At 60.9% G+C, this 26,110-nt stretch carries 24 protein-coding genes and 1 tRNA gene; 10 read left to right on the top strand and 15 right to left on the bottom strand.

All coding sequences use genetic code 11. The annotated features are described in order from the left end of the window. Positions 1-52: 52 nt before the first annotated feature. Positions 53-736, bottom strand: a complete 684-nt coding sequence (locus tag AC19YY_RS18920; RefSeq protein WP_492634555.1) for a GNAT family N-acetyltransferase — start codon at positions 734-736, stop codon at positions 53-55. Between the two features lie 28 nt (positions 737-764). Beyond that, complete coding sequence (locus tag AC19YY_RS18915) at positions 765-1,670, bottom strand: LysR substrate-binding domain-containing protein (RefSeq protein ID WP_169957049.1); 906 nt, start codon at positions 1,668-1,670, stop codon at positions 765-767. Between the two features lie 119 nt (positions 1,671-1,789). Here AC19YY_RS18915 and AC19YY_RS18910 point away from each other — a divergent pair, with 119 nt between their 5' ends. The 6 genes from AC19YY_RS18910 (at position 1,790) to AC19YY_RS18885 (ending at position 9,782) form a co-directional block, all read left to right on the top strand. Next, complete coding sequence (locus tag AC19YY_RS18910) at positions 1,790-3,010, top strand: MFS transporter (protein WP_500604655.1); 1,221 nt, start codon at positions 1,790-1,792, stop codon at positions 3,008-3,010. A gap of 54 nt (positions 3,011-3,064) precedes the next feature. Beyond that, positions 3,065-3,775, top strand: coding sequence for a FadR/GntR family transcriptional regulator (locus AC19YY_RS18905; protein ID WP_029295107.1), 711 nt, complete (start codon positions 3,065-3,067; stop codon positions 3,773-3,775). 109 nt (positions 3,776-3,884) lie between these two features. After that, a complete protein-coding gene (lhgD, locus tag AC19YY_RS18900; RefSeq protein ID WP_500604654.1) occupies positions 3,885-5,078 on the top strand; it encodes an L-2-hydroxyglutarate dehydrogenase in 1,194 nt (397 codons plus the stop codon). A 171-nt stretch (positions 5,079-5,249) separates the two neighbouring features. Next, entirely contained in the window at positions 5,250-6,578 is a 1,329-nt protein-coding gene (locus AC19YY_RS18895; protein WP_090290982.1) for an MFS transporter, read from the top strand. An 80-nt stretch (positions 6,579-6,658) separates the two neighbouring features. Beyond that, positions 6,659-7,510, top strand: a complete 852-nt coding sequence (locus AC19YY_RS18890; RefSeq protein WP_169957046.1) for a CAP domain-containing protein — start codon at positions 6,659-6,661, stop codon at positions 7,508-7,510. A gap of 85 nt (positions 7,511-7,595) precedes the next feature. Next, positions 7,596-9,782 (top strand): response regulator, encoded by a 2,187-nt coding sequence (locus tag AC19YY_RS18885; RefSeq protein ID WP_170058020.1) that lies wholly within the window; start codon positions 7,596-7,598, stop codon positions 9,780-9,782. A 2-nt stretch (positions 9,783-9,784) separates the two neighbouring features. Here AC19YY_RS18885 and AC19YY_RS18880 read toward each other — a convergent pair whose 3' ends face one another. The 5 genes from AC19YY_RS18880 to AC19YY_RS18860 form a co-directional block, all read right to left on the bottom strand. Continuing rightward, positions 9,785-10,912 carry a GGDEF domain-containing protein gene (locus AC19YY_RS18880; RefSeq protein WP_170043221.1) on the bottom strand — a complete coding sequence of 376 codons (1,128 nt, stop codon included), beginning with the start codon at positions 10,910-10,912 and terminating at the stop codon, positions 9,785-9,787. Between the two features lie 156 nt (positions 10,913-11,068). Then, complete coding sequence (locus tag AC19YY_RS18875) at positions 11,069-11,629, bottom strand: nucleotidyltransferase family protein (RefSeq protein ID WP_169957044.1); 561 nt, start codon at positions 11,627-11,629, stop codon at positions 11,069-11,071. Positions 11,630-11,682: 53 nt separating this feature from the next. Then, on the bottom strand, positions 11,683-12,162 hold the full coding sequence (locus AC19YY_RS18870) for a VOC family protein (RefSeq protein ID WP_169957043.1): 480 nt from the start codon (positions 12,160-12,162) through the stop codon (positions 11,683-11,685). Positions 12,163-12,217: 55 nt separating this feature from the next. Next, entirely contained in the window at positions 12,218-13,429 is a 1,212-nt protein-coding gene (locus tag AC19YY_RS18865) for an EAL domain-containing response regulator (protein WP_170043219.1), read from the bottom strand. 151 nt (positions 13,430-13,580) lie between these two features. Next, positions 13,581-15,641 (bottom strand): TonB-dependent receptor, encoded by a 2,061-nt coding sequence (locus tag AC19YY_RS18860; protein WP_500604653.1) that lies wholly within the window; start codon positions 15,639-15,641, stop codon positions 13,581-13,583. A 259-nt stretch (positions 15,642-15,900) separates the two neighbouring features. Between AC19YY_RS18860 and AC19YY_RS18855 the strand changes: the two genes are divergently transcribed. After that, positions 15,901-17,121, top strand: coding sequence for a multidrug effflux MFS transporter (locus AC19YY_RS18855; RefSeq protein WP_169957040.1), 1,221 nt, complete (start codon positions 15,901-15,903; stop codon positions 17,119-17,121). 15 nt (positions 17,122-17,136) lie between these two features. Beyond that, on the top strand, positions 17,137-17,748 hold the full coding sequence (locus tag AC19YY_RS18850) for a TetR/AcrR family transcriptional regulator (protein WP_432755623.1): 612 nt from the start codon (positions 17,137-17,139) through the stop codon (positions 17,746-17,748). 185 nt (positions 17,749-17,933) lie between these two features. On the opposite strand, the gene AC19YY_RS18845 is transcribed toward AC19YY_RS18850, so the two are convergent. Further along, the gene (locus tag AC19YY_RS18845; RefSeq protein ID WP_169957038.1) at positions 17,934-18,287 is read right to left on the bottom strand and encodes a PM1101 family membrane protein; all 354 of its coding nucleotides are present in this window, start codon (positions 18,285-18,287) and stop codon (positions 17,934-17,936) included. A gap of 302 nt (positions 18,288-18,589) precedes the next feature. Here AC19YY_RS18845 and AC19YY_RS18840 point away from each other — a divergent pair. Further along, a tRNA-Leu gene (locus AC19YY_RS18840) sits at positions 18,590-18,676 on the top strand. A 207-nt stretch (positions 18,677-18,883) separates the two neighbouring features. Then, a complete protein-coding gene (locus tag AC19YY_RS18835; protein ID WP_169872220.1) occupies positions 18,884-19,237 on the top strand; it encodes a hypothetical protein in 354 nt (117 codons plus the stop codon). Here AC19YY_RS18835 and AC19YY_RS18830 read toward each other — a convergent pair. The 7 genes from AC19YY_RS18830 to AC19YY_RS18800 all read right to left on the bottom strand — a co-directional run bounded on the left by AC19YY_RS18830 (position 19,185) and on the right by AC19YY_RS18800 (position 26,032). Then, positions 19,185-19,724 (bottom strand): lysis system i-spanin subunit Rz, encoded by a 540-nt coding sequence (locus tag AC19YY_RS18830; RefSeq protein ID WP_172314966.1) that lies wholly within the window; start codon positions 19,722-19,724, stop codon positions 19,185-19,187. The genes AC19YY_RS18835 and AC19YY_RS18830 overlap by 53 nt on opposite strands. Next, entirely contained in the window at positions 19,721-20,254 is a 534-nt protein-coding gene (locus AC19YY_RS18825; protein WP_172314968.1) for a glycoside hydrolase family 19 protein, read from the bottom strand. Before AC19YY_RS18825 ends, AC19YY_RS18830 begins: the two co-directional genes overlap by 4 nt. A 62-nt stretch (positions 20,255-20,316) precedes the next feature. Beyond that, positions 20,317-20,865, bottom strand: a complete 549-nt coding sequence (locus AC19YY_RS18820) for a tail fiber assembly protein (protein ID WP_170060775.1) — start codon at positions 20,863-20,865, stop codon at positions 20,317-20,319. Between the two features lie 2 nt (positions 20,866-20,867). Continuing rightward, a complete protein-coding gene (locus tag AC19YY_RS18815) occupies positions 20,868-21,359 on the bottom strand; it encodes a hypothetical protein (RefSeq protein WP_500604652.1) in 492 nt (163 codons plus the stop codon). A gap of 22 nt (positions 21,360-21,381) precedes the next feature. Further along, positions 21,382-22,035, bottom strand: a complete 654-nt coding sequence (locus tag AC19YY_RS18810) for a hypothetical protein (protein WP_500604651.1) — start codon at positions 22,033-22,035, stop codon at positions 21,382-21,384. Further along, positions 22,035-22,352, bottom strand: coding sequence for a hypothetical protein (locus AC19YY_RS18805; RefSeq protein WP_338124826.1), 318 nt, complete (start codon positions 22,350-22,352; stop codon positions 22,035-22,037). Before AC19YY_RS18805 ends, AC19YY_RS18810 begins: the two co-directional genes overlap by 1 nt. Positions 22,353-22,360: 8 nt before the next feature. Further along, a complete protein-coding gene (locus AC19YY_RS18800) occupies positions 22,361-26,032 on the bottom strand; it encodes a TipJ family phage tail tip protein (RefSeq protein WP_500604650.1) in 3,672 nt (1,223 codons plus the stop codon). Positions 26,033-26,110: the final 78 nt, after the last annotated feature.

Below are 26,110 nucleotides of genomic sequence, written 5' to 3'. Positions count from 1 at the left end.
GCTCCCACAGGGGATCTGCGCTTAACTGAACGACATTACGGCTTGCCGTCTCCTACAGGGCGGAGCGGGTTTGCACGAACAGTTGGGCCTTGCGGGTCATCTGGTCAAAATGCCGGTCACGCTGTTTCTCGGCATCGATCATCGCGCGCTTGCCGTGTTTGTGTAGCAGGTAGGTGTGGATTTGCCGCACCTCCAGCGAACTGTAGATCGACGCCACATCCAACACGCCCATCAGGCCATCGGTGCTGTAGTCGCGGGTGTTCATCAACACCTGGGTGCCACGCACGCCGCGCACCTGGAATCCCATGGCTTCGAACGCCGGGACTTTTTCCACCGCGCAGGTCAATTCGCCATGGGGGTAGCGGCCGAGCATCTCGTCCATCATCGCCCGCGCCACGCCCTGGCGGCGGTGGCTGGCATGCACGGCCATATAGGCCACACCGCAGGCCTCGGGATCGTCCTTGACCGGCAGGTACAGCAAGAAGCCGATGACCTTGGCCGGATCCTGCTCATCCATCGCGACGATCAGCTCGACCGCAATGCCCTTGGCCCCGCCCACCGCTTCCAGGTACAGGTGCACTTCGTAGCCGATTGCATACTGGTAGACGTTGTACAGCAGGTTGCTCGGCGGGATGGCGACCATGCTGATATCAGTCAGGTAGTCGACCACCATCTGCAGGATCTGGCTGTTGACGGGCTCGGGGCATGGGCTGGCGTAGTGGGTAAGGGTGAACATCGAATTCCTGTTTCCTGGTCTTTCGCAATCAAGGCAGCGGGGATTGTACCTGTTCTGCGCCACACACCTCGCGCAAACAGCCGCGCAACCAACGATGCGCGAGGTCGGCATCCAGGCGTGGGTGCCAGAGCATCGCCACGCTGAACTCAGGGACTTGCACCGGCAGGGCAAAACTGCACAGGCCATCGCGCAGGCCGCGGGTATAGCGCTCGGGAACGCTGGCGATCAGGTCGGTCCTTTGCGCCAGGGCCACGGCCGTGGAGAACCCGGTGACGATGGTCGCCACGTCCCGCGTGAGGTGCAAGGCCTCAAGGGCATCGTCAATCTGCCCACGCTCGCGCCCGCGCCGCGACACATAGATATGCCGGCCGGCGGCGTAGCGCGCGGTGGTGATGGGGCCCTGGCTCAGTGGGTGGCCGGCGCGTACCACGCCGATAAAACGGTCGCGAAACAGCAACTGGGTCAGCACTTCCGGGTTGGCCGTGCTATCGACCACACCGGTTTCCAGGTCCACCCCACTGTCGCGCAGCGCTGCACCGGGCTTGTGCACAAAGTGCAGGCGCACCCCGGGTGCCTGTTCGGCGACACGGGCGATCAGCGCCGGGCCGAAACTTTCGACAAAACCTTCGCTGGTGCGCAGCACAAAGGTGCGCACCAGGCCCTTGAGGTCCAGGACCTGCAGCGGCCGCAACAGCGCTTGGGCATCTTGCACCAGTTGGCTGACCTGCTCGCGCAGTTGCAGGGCGCGTGGTGTCGGTACCAGGCCGCGGCCGGCGCGCACCAACAAGGGGTCGCCGGTGGTTTGGCGCAGCCGCGCCAACGCGCGGCTCATGGCCGAGGGGCTCAGGCCCAGGCGCTGGGCGGCACGGGCGACGCTGCCTTCGGTGAGCAGTACGTCCAGGGTAATCAGCAGGTTGAAGTCAGGCAGCGACACGGCGGCAATCCTCATCAGGCGTTTGACGCATGTATAGAGTGCAACCGATGCGTCTTCCGCCATGTTAGGCGACGCCGTAGATTGCGGGCAACGGCCACGGTGCAGCACGAGGACATCCCATGACATCCCCTTCCCCACGCGGCGCACTCGCCGGTTTGTCGCTGTGCATGTTGTTGGCCTCGCTGGGCACCAGCATTGCCAATGTCGGCCTGCCCCAGATGGCCGAGGCCTTTGCTGCAACCTTTGCCGCGGTGCAGTGGGTGGTGCTGAGCTACTTGCTGGCGACCACTGTCGTGCTGGTAGGCGTCGGCCGTATGGGCGACCGCTTCGGCCATCGCCGCCTGCTGCTGGCGGGCCTGCTGGTGTTCGCCGTGGCCTGTGCCCTGTGCAGTACCGCGCCGTCCCTGGGCATGTTGGTCGCGGCGCGGGCACTGCAAGGGTTTGGCGCGGCGATCATGCTGGCAATGACCATGGCTCTGGTCGCGGCCACCGTCCCCAAAGAGCAGACCGGGCGCGTCATGGGGTTGCTGGGGACCCTGTCGGCGGTAGGCACCGGCCTGGGGCCGGCCATTGGTGGCGTGCTGATTGCCGCGTCTGGCTGGCGCGCGCTGTTTCTAGTGATGCTGCCGTTGGCCGCCCTCGCTTGTGTGCTGGTAAGAGGCACACCGGCCGATAGCGATCCACAAGCCTCGGGCGCTGGCCGCTTCAGTGTATTCGCGACACTCCATGACCGCGCCCTGGGCACCGGGCTTGGCATGAGTACGCTGGTGGCGGCGGTGATGATGACCACCCTGGTCGCCGGGCCGTTTTACCTGAGCCATGGCCTCGGACTCGACCCCGCGCAAATGGGCCTGGCCATGGCCGTCGGCCCCTGTAGCGCGGCGCTGGCGGGTGTACCGGCCGGGCGCCTGACCGACCGCTGCGGCAGCTACGCCACCACACTGGGTGGCCTGCTGTGCATGCTGGCCGGCTGCCTGGTGCTGGCGTTGATGCCCCTGGACGCCGCCGGTTACATCGGCGCGCTGGTGATCCTCACCCTGGGCTACGCGCAATTCCAGGCGGCCAACAACACGGCGGTGATGAGCAATGTGTCGGCGGGTCGACGCGGGGTGATTGCAGGCTGGCTGAACCTGTCGCGCAATCTGGGCCTGATAATCGGCGCGTGGGCACTGGGTGCAGTGTTTGCCTGGGGCACGGGCGATATCCATTCTGCCCTGCCACCAGAGGTTGGCCAGGGCTTGCACATGGCCTTCGGGGTGGCCTCGGGGCTGGTCGCGCTGGCGCTGCTGTTGGCCTTCACGCGCCGGGTAAAAACGCTGCAAGCCAGCACAGCGCCTTGACAAGGGAAAATCGTAACGGCTATTGTCTGACAACCTGATTACCTAGGTTTTGCCATGCTTGAGCTCCAGCGTCCAGATTCCCTCGTCGTGCGTGTTGTCAGCGCCATACGGGCCGAGATTGACTCCGGACAACTGGCGCCCGAGTCGCGCCTGCCTACCGAGCAGCAGTTGGCGGAACAGCTGAATGTCAGCCGTTCGGTGGTGCGCGAGGCGATTGCCCAGCTCAAGGCCGATGGTGTACTGACCGCCCGGCGTGGCCTGGGCTCGTTTATTTCGCAGACCCCGGCCGGCACGGTGTTCCGCTTTCCGGAAAAGAACGGCCGGCGCCCTGACCTCGCGCAAATGTTCGAGGTGCGCCTGTGGATCGAAACCCAGGCGGCCTCCATTGCTGCCCAACGCCGCGACGCGGGCGACCTGCAACGCATGAAACGCGCCTTGCAGGAAATGCACGACAAGCGCGCCGACTTTGAAGCTGCAGCGCTGGCCGACGTGGAGTTTCACCGGGCCATCGCCGACGCCAGCAAAAACGAATACTTCGTCGCCTTCCACGACTTTTTGCGCAGCCAGTTGGCCAGCGCGCGCAAGACCGCCTGGGAAAACTCCGCCTCGCGCTTTGCCAGCGGCTCGGCCGATGCCACCCAGGAACACCAGGCGCTGTACCAGGCCATCGTCGACGCCGATCCCCAAGGCGCCGCCGCGGCCGCCGAAGCGCATTTGCGCGCGGCCGCCAAGCGCCTGCAACTGGAGCTGCCCGCTACCCACTGATCGACCCAAGACCGATAAAGCGTGCCTGCGGGCGCGCCGTTTTTTTAACAAAAACATTAGTCTGACAACCTGATAAGCAGACTGAAATGTACTGATTTAGGTAGCCCACATGATTTATGACTTTTGCATCATCGGCGGCGGCATTGTCGGCCTGGCCACCGCGATGGAGCTGCTCAAGCGCCAGCCCAACGCGTCCCTGGTGATCCTGGAAAAGGAAGCGTTGCTGGCCAAGCACCAGACCGGCCACAACAGCGGCGTGATCCATGCCGGCATCTATTACGCGCCGGGCAGCCTCAAGGCCGACCTGTGCAAGCGCGGCGCCGAGGCCACCAAACAGTTCTGCCGCGAACATGGGATCAAGTTCGAGGTGTGCGGCAAGTTGCTGGTGGCCTCCACCGCCCTGGAAGTGCAGCGCATGGAAGCACTCTATGCGCGCTCGCAACTCAACGGGATGAAGGTCGAGCGCCTCGACGCCGAGCAGTTGCGCGCCCGCGAGCCGAACATTGTCGGCCTGGGCGGGTTGTTTTTGGATGCCACCGGGATTGTCGACTACCGCCAGGTCTGCGAAACCATGGCCGGGGTGATTCGCCGCAATGGCGGTGAGATCTGCCTGGAAAAAACCGTGACTGCGATTGCCGAAGACAGCGACAAAGTCACCGTCAGCACCCTCGACGGTGCCTGGCAGGCGCGGCACCTGGTGGTGTGCGCCGGCCTGCAATCGGACCGCCTGGCAACCCTGGCCGGGATCGATATCGACCACCAGATCATCCCGTTCCGGGGCGAGTATTTCCGCTTGCCCGCGTCAAAGAACAACATCGTCAACCACTTGATCTACCCGATCCCCGATCCGGAACTGCCGTTTCTGGGGGTGCACCTGACCCGCATGATCGATGGCAGCGTCACCGTCGGCCCCAATGCCGTGCTGGGCCTGGGCCGGGAGAACTACAAGAAGTTCTCCGTCAACTGGAAGGATGTGGCCGAGTACGCGCGCTTCCCCGGGTTCTGGAAAACCATCTGGCAGAACCTCGGCTCGGGCAGCGTGGAAATGAAGAATTCGTTGTTCAAATCCGGCTACCTGGAGCAATGCCGCAAGTATTGCCCGTCCCTGGAACTCGACGACCTGCTGCCCTACGAAGCCGGGATCCGCGCCCAGGCGGTGATGCGCGACGGCAGCCTGGTGCACGATTTCCTGTTCGCCCAGACGCCGCGCATGTTGCATGTGTGTAACGCGCCCTCACCGGCAGCCACCTCTGCCATTCCGATTGGCGAAATGATCGCCGACCGCATGTTCCGCCCCAACTAAATACCCCTGTAGGAGCTGTCTCGCCCCGCGAGGCTGCGATAGCGGCGGCACAGGCAACCAATATATCGCCTGAGCCACCGCCATCGCAGCCTCGCCAAGGCTCGACAGCTCCCACATTTGAGCGCGTTCGCAACACCCTAATAAATATAATGACTGAGAAGGAAGTACAGCATGACGGCAAAAGCCCACAACCCCGCCACGGTGGAAACCCCGGCACAAACCAAGAAACGCCTGCGCAAGGTCGCTGCCGCCACGATCTTCGGTTCGATGCTGGAGTGGTACGACTTCTACCTCTACGCAACCATGGCGGCGATTGTCTTTTCGAAGATCTTCTTTGATAACAGCGACCCGAAGACCGCGACCCTGATGGCGTTCTCCACCTTCGCCATCGGCTTCATCGCCCGCCCTTTCGGCGGCATTCTGTTCGGCTACCTGGGTGACAAGTTCGGCCGTAAACATGTGCTGGTGTTGACCTTCTGCATGATGGGCGTGTGCACCACGCTGATCGGCCTGATCCCCAGCTACGCCTCGATTGGTATCTGGGCGCCGATCATTCTGGTGTTTATCCGTATCATCCAGGGCCTGGGTGCCGGCGCCGAGTTGTCGGGCGCGGCAGTCACGTCCTACGAGCATGCGTCAGAAGGCAAGCGCGGCAGCCAGGGTGCCTGGCCGGCGCTGGGCTTGAACCTGGGCCTGCTGCTGTCATCGCTGACCGTGTACCTGCTGACCATCAATGGCAATGAGTTCCTGCTGGCCGGCGGCTGGCGCATCCCGTTTATCTGCAGCATCGCCCTGGTGGGCGTGGGCCTGTGGGTACGTAACAGTATCCCGGAAACCCCGGAGTTCAAGGAGCTGAGCAAGGAGCCGGCCAAGGCCAAGGTCTCGCCGCTCAAGGCACTGTTCAAGAACGACCTCAAGGGCCTGGCGGTGGTGTTCTTCGTGGCAATTGGCTACAACGCCCTCAGCTACATCTTCAAGACCTTTTCCCTGGCCTACCTCACCCAGTTCAAGGGTGTGGATGTGCACGTCACTTCGCTGTCGGTGACCATCGCCAGCCTGGTGGCGATTGTCGCTGTGCCGTGCTTCGGCTGGCTGTGTGACAAGTGGAGCAGCAAGTCGGTACTGGTGCTGGGCGGCGTGCTGTCGCTGCTGTTCGCCTACCCGTTCCTGGCGCTGCTGAACACCGGGGAAAGCCTGATGATCTACCTGGCCATCGGGATCGGCACCGGGATCCTCGCCCCCATGATGTTCGCGCCACAGGGCTCGTTCCTCAGCCGCCAGTTCCCGACCCAGACCCGCTCTTCAGGCTTCGGTACCGGGCGTGAAATCGGTACGGCCATCGCCGGTGGCCTGGCGCCGCTGGGTGCCTTGTCGATGGTGGCCGCCTCGACCACACACTCGACGGATGGCGTGGTGATCATCCTCGCCATCGCCTCGGTGCTGGTGGTGGTGTTTGCCCTGTGTGACCAGGGCCGCAAGCACTCGGCATTCAAGAACTAGGGGCAAAATGTTGTCCAAGGGGTGCATCTGCGCCCCTTGATCGCGCATCATGGGCACTTTCATGCTCAAGGGAAACGTCCATGCGCGTTCTGTCATTGATGATGGGTGTTACCACGCTGGCCGCCAGTCTGGCGTTTTGCGCCACGGCGTCGGCGAGCGAAGAGAGTCAATTGATCGACTCGATCAACCAGTACCGCAGCCAATTGCAGCGCTGCGCCGACCAGGGTTCCCAAGAGTTGCCGCCGCTGGCGGTCGACCCGCGCCTGGTACTGCCGGTCAATAATGTCGGCGATTTGCAGCAGGACCTGGCCCAGGCGGCCTACCCGATGGTGAATGTGCAAGCGATCAGCCTGTCCGGCCCGCGCGATGCGCAATCGGCGATGAAAGCGGTGCGCGAGAGTTTCTGCCGGGTAGTGCTGGACCCGCAATTCGTCGATATCGGCGTCAGCAACAATGGCCAGGACTGGCGCATTGTCCTCGCCCGCCCGCTGTTGAGCCGGGGCCTGGCCAGTTCCCAGGAAGCCGGCCCGCAGTTGCTGGAGATGGTCAACGCCGCCCGCAAGCAACCGCGCCAATGTGGCGAGAAGGCCTTCGCGGCCACCACCCCGCTGGCCTGGAACGCGCAACTGGCGAGCGCCGCCGACAGTCATGCACGCAACATGGCCAACCATAACTTCTTCGACCACCTGGACCGTGACGGCCGAACCCCCGGCGACCGCGCGGAACTGGCCGGTTATGCCGCCCAGCAGATCGGCGAAAATATTGCCGCTGGCCTTGATACGCCGCGCAAAGTGGTCGATGGCTGGCTCGCCAGCCCCGGGCATTGCGCCAACCTGATGAACCCGCAATTTCGCGAATTGGGCGCGGCCTATGGGCTGGATCCAAAAAGCGACGCAGGAATTTACTGGACCGCGCTGCTAGGCGTGCAGTAGCGCTGAACTGCCGGGCATTGCCCGGGTCTGTTGTTTGATATTGCGGTGCCATATCGCAGCGTGGGACGAACTAGGTGTTGAGTAGATGACAGACTGGCTACAAGGCTGCGGTGAAATGGCCGAACGGGTTCGCCGCCATGACTGGGCCAGCACCCCTCTGGGGCCAATGGACCAATGGCCGGATGTGCTCAAGACCACCGTGTCACTGAGCCTTGCTTCGCATTTTCCCCAGGCGGTGGTCTGGGGGCCGGGTTTGGTTACCCTGTACAACGACGCGTTCCTGCCGATCCTCGGTAACAAGCCCGACGCACTGGGCCAGCCCTTCAGTACCATCTGGCAGGAAGCCTGGAGCCAGATCAGCCCGATCGCCGACGCCGCATTTGCCGGGCACGCTACGTTTATCGAAGATTTCCCGCTGATCATCGAGCGCGGTGACGCACCGGAACAGGCCTATTTCACCTTTTGCTACAGCCCGATCCGCGATGCCGGCGGCACGGTCGTGGGCATTCTCGATACCGTCACCGAAACCACCAACTCCGTGTTCATGGCCCGCCGCCTCGCCGTGCTGGATGCAATCAGCAATGGGGTGGCCAATGCCACCGATCCGGCGGCGATCATGGCCGCCACCACACGGATCCTGGCGACCCACCTGAACCTGTCCAACTGCGCTTATGCAGACATGGAGGCCGATGAAGACGGCTTTACCATCCGCGACAACTGGGCCGCAGAAGGCTCGCCGAGCATCGTCGGAAATTACCGCCTGGCCGACTTCGGCCAATTGGCGGTCGAGCGCCTGCAGGCCGGCGAGCCGTTGATCATCAACGACAACCTGACGGAACTGACGCCCGAGGAAGCCGCGACCTTCCAGGCCATTGGCGTGACGGCGACCATTTGCATGCCCTTGATCAAGTCCGGGCGCTTGACCGCGCTGATGGCCATTCACGACCGCATCCCGCGCCGCTGGTCTTCCTACGACCTGGCGCTGCTGGGTGAAGTCACCGAACGCTCCTGGGCCCATATCGAACGGGTGCGGGCCGATGCCATCGTTCGCGAGGGCTTGTCGGCGCTGGCCGATTTGAATGCGACCCTGGAGCAGCGGGTGGTGGAACGCACCACTCTGCTTAACCAGACTGAGGCGGCGTTGCGTCAGTCGCAAAAGCTGGAAGCCATTGGCCAGTTGACCGGTGGTGTGGCCCACGACTTCAACAACCTGCTGACGATCATTCGCTCCTCGGTCGACTTCCTGCGCATGCCCAACCTGCCCGAAGAACGCCGCCAGCGTTATATGAGTGCCGTGACCGATACCGTAGAGCGTGCCAGCAAGCTGACCAGCCAATTGCTCGCCTTTGCCCGGCGCCAACCGCTGAACCCGCAAGTGTTCAATGTCGGCGTGCGCGTAAAGAACATCGGCGACATGTTGGAGACGGTCACCGGCGCGCGGATCCATGTCAGCGTCGAACTGCCTGAACTGGCCTGTTATGTCTGCGCGGACTCCAGCCAGTTTGAAACCGCCCTGATCAACATCGCCCTCAACGCCCGGGACGCTATGGACGGCCAGGGCACGCTAGTGCTGCGCCTGGAAAGAGACCAGCCGCTGCCGTGCATACGCGGGCATGGCGGCTCGAGCAAAGCCTTTGTCGCGATCTCCCTGGCGGACACCGGCAGCGGGATTGCCGGGGCGACCTTTGAACGCATCTTCGAGCCGTTCTTCACCACCAAGGAGGTTGGCAAAGGTACCGGGCTTGGGTTGTCGCAGGTATTCGGGTTCGCCAAGCAATCGGGAGGCAACGTCGATGTCGCCAGTGTGCTCGGCAAAGGCACCGTGTTTACCTTGTACCTGCCGCAGGTGGAGCCCGAAGCGATCCACGACTGCACCCTCCAGCCCCCCCTGGAACTGGACCCGGACGCCGTGCGCCGGCGCATCCTGATCGTGGAAGACAACCTGGAAGTGGGCCGCTTCGCCAACCAGATCCTGCAGGACCTGGGCTACCAGACGGTGTGGGCCACCCATGCCGAAGAAGCCCTGGAGATGATCGGCCCGGATGCCCGGGCGTTCGACGGGGTGTTTTCCGACGTGGTGATGCCAGGCATGGGCGGCGTGGCGTTGGCCAGGGAATTGCGCCGGCGCCGGCCCGAGCTGCCGGTGATCCTCACCTCCGGTTACAGCGAAGAGCTGGCCAAGTCCGGCTATGACGGCTTTGAGTTCCTGGCCAAGCCCTACTCCGCCGACCAGATTTCACGAGTGCTGGCCAGGGCGATGGGCAAGGATTGAGGCTAGGACGCGACCGCCACCTGGTTGCGCCCCATGGCCTTGGCGCGGTACAGGGCCTTGTCGGCGCTGTTCAGTAAATGCTGCAAGTCGTCACCCACGGCATGGGTCGAGGCCACGCCCAGGCTCGCGGTCAGGTCCAGCCCAGGGTCGGTAGTCAGGCCCGCAATGGCCAGGATCAGTTGCTCGCCGATCTCCCGGGCCACTTCCAGGGTGGTGTCTGGCAACAACACCGCAAACTCCTCGCCCCCCAGGCGCCCGTACACGTCAGCCTGGCGGAACGACGCCCTGATCACCTGGCCAATCTGCCGTAACACCCGGTCTCCGGCCTGGTGGCCGTAGGTATCGTTGATCGTCTTGAAGTGATCCATATCCAGCATCAGCGCGCTCAGTGGCTGGTGCGTACGCTTGCATTGGTCATACAGCACCTGGGCCTGCTCGAAAAACGCCCGGCGGTTCATCAGCCCGGTGAGTTCGTCGGTCTGGGCGGCGCGCATTGAAATACTGTGGGCCCGCTCTATTTCGCGGGTCAAGCGAAACGCCGTCTCCAGCGCCTGCGACAACTTGCGCGAGGCGCCCACGACAAATGACGAGAACACCAGCACCGCGACCGCCATGCCCGTCTGCATCTTGGACGGTTGAAGCAGCAGCCACAGGGTACAGGGCAACAACACCAGGGCCATGGACACTATGGTCATGTACCGATAGGCCGAGTAGCACGACACCGCGCTGACCGACATGCCCACGGCAAAGAGCATGACCAGCGCCTGGGTCAACCGGTCATCGGCGGGCATCACCGCAAAGGCGCCCAGCCCCCAGATTCCAGCCGACAGCACCAGGGTGAGCCAATAATGCCGCTCCCAACGTTGCGGCGTGCGCTCATTTTTGGGGCTGCGAAAATACTGGAGGAACATCGACAAACGCAGCAGCGACGAGCCGGCCAGCAATGCCAGCCAGCCGATCATCAGGCGCGGTTCAAGCCGGTCCCAGCACAGCCAGCACAGCATGCCAGCGGCCAGATAGCTGCCAAAAACCGCAGAAAAGGATTGGCGAAACAGCTGATGCAAGCGGTCGGTACGCACCTGCTCTTCGATAAACAAATCCTGGTCCTGCTCACGCCCAAGGCCATTCATTTGATTCGCCTGATCCCTAGTGCTGCGACAAAATGGCATTGTGGCACCCTGCCAGCACGCAGAACAGCAAAATCACCTGCCTGTGTCGCGGCAAACACCGGTGTTAAAGCCTTTGGATTATCACCATCACTGGCAAGCCAGGTTTCGCAGTTTAGTCTATGGGGCCTCAATCCTGAGCCATGGCCAACGAGCCTGATAGCTCTTGGCCTTGTGCTCGAACAGCTCTGGCTGCGGGGTGATGGGGTTGAGTCGAAGTATTCCCTGCCCGATGTCGGCCAGGCCGTAGGGCGCATAGATTTCGCCAGTGTCCACGGCCAAGGCGATACAGGTGCCCGCCACCAGGTAGCGATCCACCCCGCCACGGGCTGTGTGCAACTGCGGGTAAGGCATGCCGAACCGCTGTGGATACCACAGGTGCACGCGCGCCTGGTTCCTCACTTCAATGTTCGCATCCAGGTCGCGCAAGAGTTCGCTGGCGCGCTCAATCACCTCATTCTCGGCTTCCCAGGACATATCGGTGTCAAAGTAGAACACGTCGTAATCCTTCACCCCCCAATCGGGGCTGAGCCCGGCCTGATGATTCCATACCGACTGGAACAGGCAACCCGCCGTCAACAGGCATTGGTCCAGGCCAAGGGCTGGCAGACGCGCGGTCAATTGAGCGTTGATGGGGTTGGCCATCGCCAGCTCGACCAGCCTCTGGGCCGTCAGTTTCATCTGCATTCCCTTGCCGTTCCTGTATTGAAAACGCACGTTATACCAGGGTTTCATCAACCCTTGAGCGCCGCCTCGATGCCCGCGATGTCGATTTTCACCATGCCCATCATTGCACCGAATGCACGCTTGGCCGCCGCGGGGTCGGGATGGATGATCGCCGCCATGAGCATGCGCGGGGTGATTTGCCAGGAAAGGCCCCACTTGTCGCGGCACCAGCCACAGGCAACTTCCTCGCCGCCATTGCCGACAATCGCCTGCCACAGGCGATCCGTCTCAGCCTGGTCGTCAGTGGCAACTTGGAATGAAAACGCCTGGTTGTGCTGGACACCCGATCCGCCATTGAGGCCCAGGCATGGGATGCCCATGACGGTGAACTCCACGGTCAGCACATCGCCCTGCTTGCCCGCGGGATAGTCGCCCGGCGCCTTGTGTACGGCCTCGACTGTGCTGTCCGGGAATGTGGCGGCGTAGAACCTGGCAGCCTCCAGTGCGGCGCCGTCAAACCAGAGGCAGATGGTGTTTTTATGGGGCATCTGGAGTCTCCAAAAAGGAAAGTGAGCCCTTGAGTCTAGCCCCTGTTTCCCAACATCAGCGCGTGCTGCGTGACGCCGACCTCATCTCCAGCCACGAGAGCGCACGCGCGGCGCTCATGGGCCGCGCGCAGAGATAGCCCTGGCCCTGATGGCAACCCAACTTGAGCAAGCGTTGGCGCTGGCTTTCGTGCTCTACGCCTTCGACCACGACCGCCATATCCAGCGCTTCAGCCAAGGCCAGGGTGCTGCTGATCACCGCACGGTTACGAGGGCTGCGGTCAAGGTCGCGAACGAAGCGCGCATCGAGCTTGATTTCGGTGAACGGTAACTGGCACAGGCGCTCCAGTGAGGAGTAGCCGATACCAAAGTCATCGATGGACAGGCCGGCCCCCATCATCCGCAGGCGGATCAAGGTTTCGAGCACCCTGGGAGAGACTTCCAGCAGGCCACTTTCGGTGATTTCGAAAGTCAGGCGCGACGCAGGTATGGCGTAGCACTCCAGCGCCTTGCACAGCTGTGGCAACAGTGACTCGTTAGACAGTTGCTCGGCCTCCAGATTAAACGCCAGGGACAGCACGTGCCCTTGTGCCTGCGCCGTTTGCACAAAGGCCAACGCCTGTTCCAGCAGGGCAAAAAACAAAGGGTCCATCAGCCCGAACTGGCTGACCTGCGGCAGGAAATCCGCCGGGCATAGCACGCCGTACTGCGGATGCTCCCAGCGCGCGAGCACTTCAAGGCTGCCGACTTCACCGCTCGCCAAATTGAACTTGGGTTGAAAGAACGCCTTGAGCTCATGCCCTGCAATGGCCTGTTCCAGGCCGGCCTGGCTGGCGAGCGTGTGGCGTGCCTTCTGAGCGGCATGCCCGGGGGCGACAGTGGTTTCCAGGTATCGGCTTAACAGCGGGGTGATCGCCCCTGCGCGCACTGGCACATCGACATACCCGAGGACGCTGACCCCCAGCATGCCGACCATACGGTCGATGGCGTCTTGCAGGTCGGGGGCAAGCACGCTGCAAATGATGAGCGACTTGACCCGGCGGGTACGGCTGAGCAATTCGAGCGTAGTGAGCCCCTGCATGCCCGCCTCGTCCAAGGCACAGAGCACGATATCCACCGGTCCTGCGTGGTCCAGCAACTGCAGCGCAGCCTTCACGTCGGCCACGCCCTCCACGCTGTCACAGCCGGCGTCCTTGAAGGCCTGAATGGCAACGAGCTGCTTGAAGGGGTGCTCTTCGAGGACCAGAACACGAATCGGTAGAAAGGACATGACACATCACAGATGAGATAGAAGTGCGCTCATTCTCACGACATCTCCTACCGACGTATTTAGGAAAGCTCTTAAATGGAAAGCGAAAAATCCATGGTTTGAAAACGCCGCCAATCAACTGTGGGAGTTGACTGGCCAGCGAATCATTACCCTACAGGTCGTAGCGCAACGCCAGGCCCACTGTGCGCGGTGCGCCCACATCGACGATATCGCCGCTGCGGTTGTTGGTGATGTATTCCTTGTCGAAGGCGTTTTTCACGAAGCCGGAGACCGCGACATTCTTGGTGACTTTGTACTCGGTGTTGAAGTTGACCAGCCAGTAGTTGTCGCTGCGGCGCTCGCCCGTGACTTTGCCTGCAGTATCGAACTCATACTCCGACGGCGCGGTGCTCTGGTACACCAGGTCGGTGTTCAGGGTCAGGCGCTCGTTCCAGCGGTAGAGGCCGCCCAGGGACAATTTGTACTTGGGCGAATAGAGGAAGTCCTCGCCGCTCATATCGCGGCCATCACCGGTCACGAAGTCCTTGTACTTGCCTGCGGTGATCGAGCCACCGGCAGTCAGGGTCAACTGCGCGCCAAGGTCTTTCTCGACAAACACTTCCAGGCCCTTGATATCGCTGCTGCCGGCGTTGAACACCTGGACGAAGTCGGTGTTGCGCTCGAGCACGCTGACCTGCTGGTCTTTCCAGTCGGTGTAGTACAGGTTGGCACGGGTCCGCAGGGTTTTGTCGAAGAACGAGCCACGGTAGGACAGCTCGTAGTTGGTGGTGTATTCCGGGTCGTAGCCTTCGTGGCCGCCACCGGCACGCACGTTGACGCCACCACCGCGATAGCCTTTTTGCACCATCACGCCAAGGTACTGGTTAGCGGCCAGTTCGTAATCGAGCCCCAGTTTCGGCAGGAGCGCATCAAACGACTTGCTGACCTTGCCAGGGCTAGAGAAATCGTCCTGTTTGATGTGGGTGTCGTTGGTTTCGTGGTCGTAGCGCAGGCCGGTGATCAAGGTCCACTGCGGGGCGAATGTCCAGTTGATTTCACCGAACACAGCCTTGCTTTCAATGGTGGTCTCGCCCTTGGCGGTGCCGAACAGGACGTTGTTGAACAACAGGCGGTCGTGGAAGTTGTTGGTGTTGTGGCCGTAGTAGGCACCGACAAAACTCTTGAGCGTGTCGCCGCTGTAGTTCAGGCGCAGTTCCTGGCTGAACAGGTCGCCATCCTGGGTGCGCAACACCACTTGGTTGGCGTCGGCGGACTGGTCGAAATCCAGGCGCGCGTCATAGTCGGAACGGGTATTGGCGGTCAGGCTGGTCAGCGACCAGTTGTCGTCCAGGCGGTAGTCCACCTTGGCGCTGAGCGTGTCCTGCGCGAGCTTGTCATAGGCCTTGGTGTTGGACGTCATCTTGTAATAACGGATCTTGTCGTTCTGGCGCATTGCCGAGTTGTCACCCTTGCGGCTTTCGCCATGGGCGTAGGTCAGCAGCACATCCAGATCGTCGTTGGGCAGGATCAGCAGCTTGCCCCGGGCATTGGCGGTACGGTTAGGGTTGGCGTCGTCATGCAGGGCGACGTTGTCGATGTAGCCATCGCCCTCCTGGTAATCCACGGCAATGCGCCCGGCGATCTTGTCATCGACCAGCGCGCCGCCACCGGCCACCGCTGCACCGCGCTCGCCATAGGTGCCCATGTTGGTGCGCGCGGAAAAACTCGGTTCGAAGGTCGGGTTGCGGGTCTGGATCACCACCGCGCCGGCCAGCGAGTTACGGCCCTGGGTGGTGGATTGCGGGCCGAGGAACACTTCGACCTGGTCGACGTCCCACAGCGGCATCGGGCTGAGGGTCAGGGCGCGGTTCGGTTGCACGGCGCCGTCGACGAATACCGACACCGCACCGTTGAGCGTGGCCGGGCCCTGGTCGTCGAAACCGGAGACGGGCACGCCGCGAATCCCCCAGTTTTCATTGCCGGACTGGTTGTACACACCTGGCGTACGCGCAAACACATCCACCAGGTCACGGTCGTGCTTTTCACGCAGTTGCTGGTCGGTCACCACCACCACGCTGGACTGGGTCTGCTCCAGGCTACGGTTGATCTTTTCACCGGTGACGGTGATCGGCGCAATCTCCAGAGCACTCGCAGGTTCTGCGGCCCACGCAGCGTTGCACAGGCAGATCGCCGAACCCACTGCCACCGCCATTGTCGTTTTGTTGAAATTCACGCCCTGCTCCCCTACGCCTGTTTTTGTTTTTTCTGATGCCCAGAACGCTGTTTGTGCCCAGCGGGCGCGAGTCTAATCCAATCTTGAATTTAAAGAAATACAATTGATAACGACTCTCATTCACTTGCATCGATCACGTTGTATCGGTACCGATACTCACGGATTCATGGCGCCTCTGCCCTGTTGACCGATCTAAAAGGTGCCGTTAACATCCGCACAACCTACCGACCGGTAGGATGTTTTAGTATCTGGAGTCTGTATGAATTCGCAACCCACCCCCGGGGTTCCCCTGAGGCTGGCTATCGGCCTGGGACTGATCGGCGCCCTCGGCCCGTCGGCTGTCGATATGTACTTGTCGAGCCTGCCCGAAATTGCCCGCGAGTATCAGAGCAGCTTCGCCAGCGTGCAGTTGACCCTGACGTTCTTCCTCCTGGCCATGGGCGCTGGCCAGTTGATCTTCGGGCCCATCGTCGACGCCTACGGACGCCGCCGGCCCCTGCTGGCCGGCCTTGTGGTGTTTACCCTGTGCTCGTTGGGTGCGGCGTGGGCGCCGACCCTTGAAACCTTGATCGCCCTGCGCTTCGTCCAGGGACTTGGCAGCGCACTGACGCTGGTGGTGATCATGAGCATGGTGCGGGACGTCAGCGAAGGCGTAGCCGCGACCAAGCTCTTTGCATTGCTGATGACCATCGAAGGGGTTGCGCCGATCTTCGCCCCGGCACTGGGCGGGGTGATCGACACCCACTACGGTTGGCGTGCGGTGATGCTGGTACTCGCCGCCTTTGGCCTGGCAGTGCTGGGCAACAGTTGGCTGTCGCTGCCGGAAACCCTGCCCGCCAGCCACCGGGAACCGCTGCGCCTGGGCGCCGCATGCCGGACGTACCTGACGATTGCCAGGGACCGGCACTTCCTGCGCCCGACCCTCGCCGTGGCCGCGGTGTTCTTCTTTCTGTTTGCCTACATCGGCGGCGCAACCCTGGTCTACCAACAGACCTACGGCCTGAGCCCGCAAGCCTTTGGCATGCTGTTCGGCGTGACCGGCGTAGCCATCCTGATCGGGGCGATGAGCGCCGGGAAGCTGGTCAGCCGCCTGGGCTTGAACCGTCTGTCGATGATCGGCGTGACGTGCATGGCCGCAGGTTCGGCAATTGCGGTGGTTTGCACCCTGACCACCCTGGGCCTGCCCGGTATAGTGGCAGGCATGGCCATCGCCCTGTTTGGCCTGGGCATCGCCGAATCCACGCTGATGTCGCTGGTCATGTCTTCGCAAAAGCGCGCGCTGGGCTCAACTGCCGCACTGCTGGGCGCGTTCCAACTGTCGATCTCCGCCAGTGCAACGCCACTGTCGGCATTGGCCCTGAACCATGGACCGGTGGCCTGGGCCACGCTGCTGTTGGCCAGTGCGTTGCTGACCTGCCTACTGACAACGCTCAGCCTCCCTCGGGGTGCAGGCGCAGCCTATGACCTGACCGGGCACTGATTGAGGAACCCCACCATGACATCCAACACCCTGACCTCGGCCGCCGAACGCATCGCGTACCTGGCGCTGGACCAATTTGCCGAGCATGGTTACGACGCGGCCTCGCTGAATGACATCGCCGTACGCGCGGGCATCAAGAAGGCCTCGCTGTACGCCCACTTTGCCAGCAAGGACGCGCTCTACGGGGTCGTGCTCGAACTTGCCTTGCAGGCCGAGCGCGACTACGTGCAAAGCCAGTTTGCAAAAAACGCCCGTTCGATCAAGGCCCCCGGCGAGGTCTACATCGACAACCTGCAGCGCCGCTACAGCGCCCATGCATCCCTGCGGTTCTTGTTGAGGGCCGCGTTTTACCCACCGGCGCCGCTGAGGGGCGTGGTCATGTCCGGATTCAATGACTATATGGCCATGATCCGCAGCCACTTCCAGCAGGGGCTACTCAAAGCCTATCCGGCCGTAGACGAACAGACCGGGGAAGTACTGGCGCAGGCCTACCTGGTGATGATCGACAGCCTGCATGTAGAGCTGACCTACGGTGATGCACAGGCCTACTCGCGCCGACTGGAGGCGCTGCAACGGTTGTCACGGGCGGTGGGTTACGCTGAGATTATTCGTCGGTTGCGTGAGTAAGTATCTGATAGGGCTTGGCGAACATCTCGCACAAGCCCCCTCGGTTTACTTGTTCACCTGCCTGTCTCGTTCAATGCGTATCGAATGACACTGGGGACACAACAACCCCAACCGCACCGCACGAGTGAAACGGTGCTCACACTTCTTGCAACGGAAGAAGTACGGAGGGCCGTCGATAAAACCACTCATGACTGTTTCTTTTTAAGGACCATTTTTCCCTTCTCAAAGGAGATCTCCTCGTAGCCTTTGAACAGGGCGATGATCAGACCCAGGCCAAGAGACGCCGCAGCAATAATGGCTGCTATCTCAAGTCCCGTCAGTGCCGCGATAGGTGCCGCCGCCGCCATCGATAGCCCACCGGTAAAAGGCACAGCCGCCAGTGCGGCAGTCAACAACCCAACGGTGATCGTTCCCGCTACCGCAATCTTCTTGGACGACTTGAGCTTGTCTGCAAGCTCACCTTGGACAGTGATCTGCTCGTAACCGGCATTCTTGGCAGATTCAAGTTCCGTTTTGGTTCTCACCGTGATGACGCGCATGTCACTACCCTACTCGATTGATCTAAACGTAGATGATCGCACAATGCCATGCGCTAAACAGCTGCTACAACGCCTGCGCGATGCCAGCCTTGAAAGTGCGCCAGGGCGTCGCATGCCCCTCCAGGGAAAATGTAGATCACTGATATAGCGGGCTTTTTTTCAAAGCTGACACGCCCGATCGAGCAGAAAAAGAGCACATGCAAACTTGCGCCAAGGTGCCTGGATCTATATATTCCCTAGCCTGCTGCACCGCTCAAGCGCTTTGTTCGACAAAGCCTATTGAGTTGCTTCATCGCGCTGCCGCCCGAATGGCGAAACTGGTAGACGCATGGGACTTAAAATCCCCCGCTCGTAAGGGCGTCCCGGTTCGATTCCGGGTTCGGGCACCATACATATCAAGGGCTTGCATGATGAACTTCATGCAGGCCTTTATCTTTTCTGTTCCGCAATTTTATAAGCTGTTCCGCAATTATCCTTTCCCCGGCGTCCTGCCGACCGAACACCAAACCAAAATCCCCTACAGCTCGTCGCCTCACATCGCACAACCTGCAAACCTCGATTACTGTATACGCATACAGTACTCGGATTGACCAACCATGAACATCGATGAAGACACCTGCGAGTGGCTGGGATGCCCCACGCCTCTCGAAATGCACAAGCACCACTGCTCTCTGCTGGAAGATGAGATCAGCACCCTCTACCACCAGCTGCGCAAGGCCCGGGCGAATGTGCATGGCCTGGTCCAACTGAGTGACGATCTGGCCACCGGAAAAGCTCAGGCAGAGGAATCGCTCAGGAAGGCGCTCGAAGAAATAGCCAGACTCCAAGAGGAAACAACGGTGCTAGGGACCAAGGTGCGCAGCTTGTCGCTTGTTTCCAGCCAGTGCGACTACCTGTTCAGGGAGAACCAGCGTCTGCTGCAGGAGCGGAAGCAGGAGCAATTGCCCTGACATACGCCTGGCAAGCCCGCAGCGCGATCAGTCCTTGGTCGCCGGCATCGGTGATGGCGACAATTCGTTGAGCATGCGCTGGGTCAAGTTGGGCTCGACGGGATGCATGAACCACGCCGACGGCGCCGGGGGCGGTAGGCACGTTGCAGCCACTGGCTGAATCCGTGGCGTCGAGAAGGACTGACAGCCGCACATCAGCAGTAGCAAGGCGGTCACGCAGCAGTGCCTGGTTGCGTTGAGCATCGGAAAGTTCTCGGGTGTGTTGTTGGTCGGAGGTGGCCAGCGTCTTCTCCAGGCCCAGGCGCCTGTCCTGCTCGTCGCGCACTTGCTTGATGGCCACCGCGCTGATCCTGTCCAGCTCGCCCTGGTGCAGGCCGGCCTGCTCGGCCAACCTCTTGCCCATGCGCCAGTCCTGAACCTGCCAAGTGCCGCCGGCGCTGATCGCCATCGCCAGCAGGATTACGGCCAGGATCTGCCCGGGCGTCATGCGAGCACCTTCTGCGCCTGGACGTAAAGCCGCTGGCGATCCTCAAGGCCATTGACCCCTCCATTGACCCGGCGGGTGATCTTCACGAACTCACCCTTATCTGCCAGGGTGTTCAGGCCTTTCGTCGACCAGAACCAAGCCGCCGACATTGCAGCGTGCTGCGGCTGCTCCAGTAGCTCAGGCTGATTGATCAGGTCCAGGCCCAAGGCCTCACCGCACGCCGCGTAATTGGCCCGGCCAGTGATCTGGATAAGCCCCCGGCCACGGTACTTTGAGCCATCCCCTTTAACGGTGTTGCCCAGGTCAGCACGGCCTTCATATCCGGCCTGCTGCGCCGTGGGGCCCCAGATCTCCCGCACATAGCGCAACTGGCCCGACTCATGCCCGACCTGGGCGATGAACGCCGCAATGCGAGCAATGGTGACAATTCCGTATTTGCTCATGGCCGTGTTCAGCACAGGAACAAAAACGCCGGCTTGGCGGCCGGCGTTCGGGAGAATCCGCAGCAACTGCTGCTCGGTGATTGGCATAGCTCTCTCCTGGCAAAAATAAACCCGCTCAATGGCGGGTGTGGTCGACTACGGCGCCGATGCTACGGCGCGGCGGGCCAATCAATAGCGAGCGGGTAGCCTTCCTGATCAGGCACGCGGTTCAGGGCCACGCGGTATTTCTTCCAGGCCTTGAGGGTCGCCAACTCTGCCTCGGTCCCTTCATCGATATCGACGGCGTCCTGAAGTGGCGCGATTGCGTAATCCGCCTCGGCTCGCAAGTGCGCGATCTGGGTTTGTGCAGCCACCACAGGATCAAGCTCCGGCGACGGCAGCTCTTCCTGCGGGGGAATATCCGGCACCAGGATGTGCAGCGTGATCATGACCTTCAGATCGTACGGCTCGCCCTCTTTGGTCACGGTGACCGTGAGCAGGTCGTCCTCAAACGAGATGTTCACCTCGGCGGGATTGTCCGAGGGGTGAAGCCCGTAACCCCATCCCTGATCGAGCGGCGGGAATGGGACCATTCCCTGGGTGCCGGCGACACAATATACGCCCACGCCCTTGCGATAACAGGTCACATCCGCCCCGCCGAGCGAGGCGAAATCGAACTTTTCGCCCGCGCCAGTAACGTTTATTGCTGCTCTTGCCATGTTCAGATCGCCCTTAGTGTATTGTCGGCCATGCGGATGGTGTTGCCGGTGTGGTAAACACGCACCCAGGGGAGAAACCCGTGGTAGGCAGAGCGGAACAGAAGTTGGTTGTCGCCGTTGTAAACCATCAACTGGGCGCCTACACGACCTCCCCGCCTCAGGTTTATGCCGGTTGCATTGATCGATTCTCCGGTACCGCCTGGATACCCCGCATTTCCGGCAATGAATGCTCCGCCGAAATTGTCGTATGCATCATTCCAGTCGGTGATCAGAACGCTATCTGCCCCAACCCCAAAGTCTCCAGTTTTTAGCGCCCTCCCTGGCGTGGTATCGGCATTGCCCACGGTCAAGGTCGCACCTGCAGCAGTGCCCAGGCCAGCGGCAACCGCATACAGCTCTTGCGTCATATCATTAATCTTAGTGTTCGCAGAGCGCGTAGTATCGCCCCCTGCACCGTTCGGCAATGCGCCGAGGTTAATTTCCTGTCTGGCCATGAGTGGGTTCTCTTGATCTAATTTAAGAAGTTGGCTTCGCAAAGACTACCGAGATGTACTGCGCGGTCGGCAGGTCTACTCCAGTAGCCTGAATCACTAGCCTGTTCCCGCCGTAATCCCAGACCGCTTGGACTACGCCCTGCCTTGATACCGTGCCCGCCATGTCCATGGCGATATTGTTTAAAAGCATGTAGTCGCCAGTGTTTAGCGGTGAAAAAGCGGACCAGCTATATCTGTAAACTCCTGGCTGCGTTTGCTCTGCCCCGAGGTAGTTCCACGCGGATATGGTGCGCGTAAATTGCGCACACGGCGTGCCGCTATCAAAAATAATCTTCGAGGTCGCATCCCACAGCCGCAGGCCGTAATCAGCTATTGGCGCGGATTTGAATGCGGCGATAAACCACTTCCCACTGGAGTGACTTCCTTTCAGCGTGTTGAACCTGAAGGCGTGCCAATTCCCTGCGCTGCCTTGAACTAGACAGGATGCGAAGTAGTCATCTTGGTCCGGCCTAACAAACACAAGCGGGGGTTCATCAGTTGTAATTACACTTGAAAAGGCAATACCTATGCCCCCGCTGCCTGCCCATGTGCCGCTATCAAGAATTACAAGTCTTGAAAATTCAGAGTCAAGAGTTACGACGTTGTCATTGTTTGTAAATGTGAGGCCGTACGACATTACTTGTACCTCATTACCAGGAGTCTTTGGGTGGTTATCCCGGTAGGGCCTGTTGTGGCAGCTGGACTACCGAAGAAGACTCGGACATATCCCTCGTAGACATACGGAATAAACGCAATAGCGTCTATCCCTTGCCCGGACGTGCTATACGGGGAAATTGGAATACATACGCAAGAATCTTTTGTTGGGGTGACTCCCGATATAGGTATATCAACAAATCGCCCCGCCGTTTTTGGTACGAGCGCCGAATATATAACCCTGACAGTAAAGGATGTTTCATCCAGCTGGAGGGCTCCGTCAGCCCCCCATATCCGCATACCGAAACTCATTCCGATAGGTCTCCTAGCTGTACCCTTTTTTGTCCAGCGGCGTCGTATACACGCAAAGATCTGTTGGTCATGGTCATCCGTCCTTGCCCTGGAACAGATCCGTTGATTTCAAAAACACCGGTCTTGCTCAGTCGCCATCCAGCCGAACCCGCAACATAGTCATCAGACTGGATGTAAGCCCCGACTTTTGCATTGGTGATCGTGCCATCCTGGATAAACGCGGCTTTAATGAACGTCTGACCGCCCGTTACAGCAAACGGAATTGTGCCGCCCTGCCCAATGGCGAACATGTCCGCGTCGATAATGAACTTGGACTGTAAGCCGCCAGGGCCGTTTTCTAGACCGAGCCCCACACCGGCCCATTTGTATTCACCTGTAGCCGAGGTGTACTGCAGACGCACCGACCAACCTAACGAGACTTTGCCGTCGATTGTTTGGATGGCCTGAGTGTTTTGCGCAATCGAAGCATTGGCCCCGTTGAGATTGGTTTCTACGGTCGTAATTTGCTGGCCAAGCACCCCATCTGCCGCTACCCGAGCCGCCGTTTCCGTTTGTATAGCGGTAGAGTTGCCCCCAACTTGCGCGCCAAGAGTAGTGATTTGCTGAGCCAGGGCAGTGTCGGCAGAGACTCGCGCCGTGGTCTCGGTTGATATCGCGGCAGTGTTGGCGTTTACCGAGGCTTCAACCAAGTCAGTGCGCTTGCTTTGAGCGTAATCACCCTCGGCAATCGCAGACCATACGGACCACACGCCCGCGCTGACAGTGTTGTCGCCTGCATTGGTAGCCGTGTCGCCTGCATAGGTTGGATTGACCTGAGCGTAAACCCCATCAACCTTTTCAGATGTTGCAACCAGCTTGCCATCCACCTCGGCGATATCCAGGGTGTTCTGGTGAACCTCGCCCGCAAGCGCATTGGCCTCTTCAAGAGTTGAACCGATGTCCTTCCACGGGGCTGTCGGAGGAGCGATCCCCACAGCTACAGGCCCTTCTGCCTGATAAATCCGCTGTCCTTGGCGGACCATATCGCCTTTAACGTAGGGCTTCTCAGGGTCGTATGCCAGAGCGTCGGCGAAGTCTTGAACAGCCTGATCGATCCTCGCGTTGACGGATCCGGGGCCACTACCGTCGATCAAGTCGATTCGGTCGTTGAGCTCTTTGCTGATAGCGCTCTCGCCAACTTTCCCTTTGATCTGCTCAAGAATCGGTCCGGCATCAGAACTGGCCTGGCCCATCACGCCATTACCGATCGGATAGAGCGGCCCCACGTTGCCGGTACGATCCACCAGGCGCGCCCAGAAGAACAGGGTTGCACCAGCCAGCAGCGATTGCATGCGGTAGTCAGCCTGCGGATATGCCAGGTCGGCCAGCTTGGTCGATGCGCCCAGGTCGTTCGCAGGGCCATACCAAATCTCGGTACGCTGGGTATCCTCTGCACCTGGTGGAAAACCCAACTTGATGCTGATCCCGAACAGCTCGCTGGTTGTGGTCAGGAACGCCACTGCCGGCGGCAGGCCAACCTTGCCTTCCAGGTTGGTCAGGTTTGAACTTTTCCAGATCGACGAGATTTCGAAGGCGCTCACCGAGCGCACGCGGGCGATGTACGCGCCCGAATAAATTCCGGTGATATCGACGCTGGTCGAACCGGTGCGCTGCACTTTGATCCAGTTGCCGCTGTCCTTGCGCCACTCCACGTCATACGCGACCGCGCCAGAAACGGCGGGCCAGGAGATGTTCATGGTGCTGATGGCAAGGCCCTGGTCCACGGAGTAATTCGACGTAATGTCGACGCTCGCCGGCGCCGGAACGACGGTGATTGGCACAACGCTGATCGGCCGTTCTTCCAGGCGCGCGCCAGTGTCGATGTGATCGAACTTGCTCGGGTCGTACTGGACAGCCGATATCTCAAACACGCCGGGCTCCGGCCGAGCCACGCTGACCACTCGGTACAGCGGGATGGCCAGATCATCGGCATCTAGCGCCCACACCAGTTCAGGTTCAGGCACCACGGAGTAAGCAACGGTCACGGTGATCTGCCGGCCGCTGACCAGTTGCACGGTCCGCCCTTCGCACTTGCCGTCGGGCAGGTTAAGGATCAGGCGATCGCCTGGCTTGGCCTGGGTGTCGCGATCCAGCTTGATGACCTTTCCGTTCACCGCCGAGATGCGCCCGCCCACCGGCCGACCGGCCAGCAGTTCATCAGCGATCGGGATCACGTAGCCAGGCAGCGGAATGCGCCCGTCGAGGCCGACCTTGAAGGTAACGGCCCGGTCCTTGGAGTTGGTGAGCAACGCCCACTTCCCGCGGCGCTGAGCCTCGGATTCACGGGTGCAACCGATTGCACTGATTTCGAGCGGGTTGTCGCCGTAACGCCGCTGCAGCTTCTGGTCGGTCACCGCCGTGACGTCAGTGTCGTAGTTGTTCAGCGGGTTGTCGTAGCTGATGAGCGCACGGGTGTAGCGGGTGCGCTCCGACGCGCTCGAGTAAGTGAACTTGCCATCGATGACGTTCGCCCGGGTGTAGGCGAAGTCGAAGTCGGTGGCGCGCGGCATATCTGCCAACGTGAATACCTGACCCTGGGCCCAGTAGGTCATGCCTCGGTAGATCGCCGAGATATCGCGCAGCAGTGACCAGGCATCAGCTTTACTCTGCAGGTTCAAGTTGCAGATGAAGCGCGGCTCCTGGCCACCCTTTCCGTCCGGCACCAGTTGGTCGCAGTATTGCGAGATCCGGTACAGCTCCCACTTGTCCACCATCCACGGCTTGATGCGACGGCCCAGGCCGAAACGATCGGCGGTAGTGATGTCGTAGGTCATCCAGACAGGGTTGTCGGTCCAGGCCTGCTTGAAGGTGCCGTCCCAAACGCCACTGTACGAGCGCGACACAGGGTCGTAGTTGCTCGGCACCTGCATTTTTTTCAGCTTGGTCTCGACCGTCACGGCCGGGATGCTACGGAACTGCTCGGCGGAAAACTCGATGTAGAGCAGCGCCGTGTTTGGGTAGCGGATCTTCGCGTCGATCACCTCGGTAAATCCGGCGATCTGCATGGTGTCCGAGATTTTGTTGTTGTTCTGGTTTGGTGTGATGCGAGTGATGCGCATCAGCCAGCCGGTCGTAGCTTTGGGTAAATCGATACGGCGGGTACGCTCGTAAACGCTGGTGGTCTTGCCATCGACAGCCTCGCTCAGCACCGACTGATAGGCGCCCCCATCAGTGGCCAGCTCAACCTTGTATTCAATCCGGTACCCGTTGATGTTGCCCCCGGCATCAACAGACTGGAGCGCCGGCCAGGCAAAACGCACGCGCACGGCCGAAAGCTGGGTATTGGTGATCGCCCGAACCCACGGTGTGCCGCTGCGCAGTTCGGTACTGATGGTGGTTTCGTTCTCGATCGAGGGGATGCCCTGGATATAGGTCTGATCCACCGCCCCGGTGCGCCACTCCCACTTCACGTTCGGGAAGTTCATGTTGCCCTGGGGGTCTTGCAGGGGGGTGTTGTCGAGGTAGATGTCGCGCGCGGTGGGCGTACCTTCGAACTCACCCTCCCCGATGGCGATCAGCATCTTGGCGATAGCGACCGAGCGCAGGCTGTCGGGGGCTTCCGTTGGCGTTTTTGGTTTCTCTTCGCCGCCCTTGGCACCGTGGATGTCGATTTTGCGTGCTGCGCCCATGCTTTCCTCCAGGCAATAAAAAACCGCCTCGTGGACGGTATGGGTATCTGTACAGCGTGGATGAAACTCCAGTAGCGC

The sequence above is a fragment of the Pseudomonas sp. MF09156 genome, assembly GCF_059862305.1.
The sequence above is the reverse complement of the archived record's forward strand: the minus strand, read 5'-3'. Positions and strand labels throughout refer to the sequence as shown.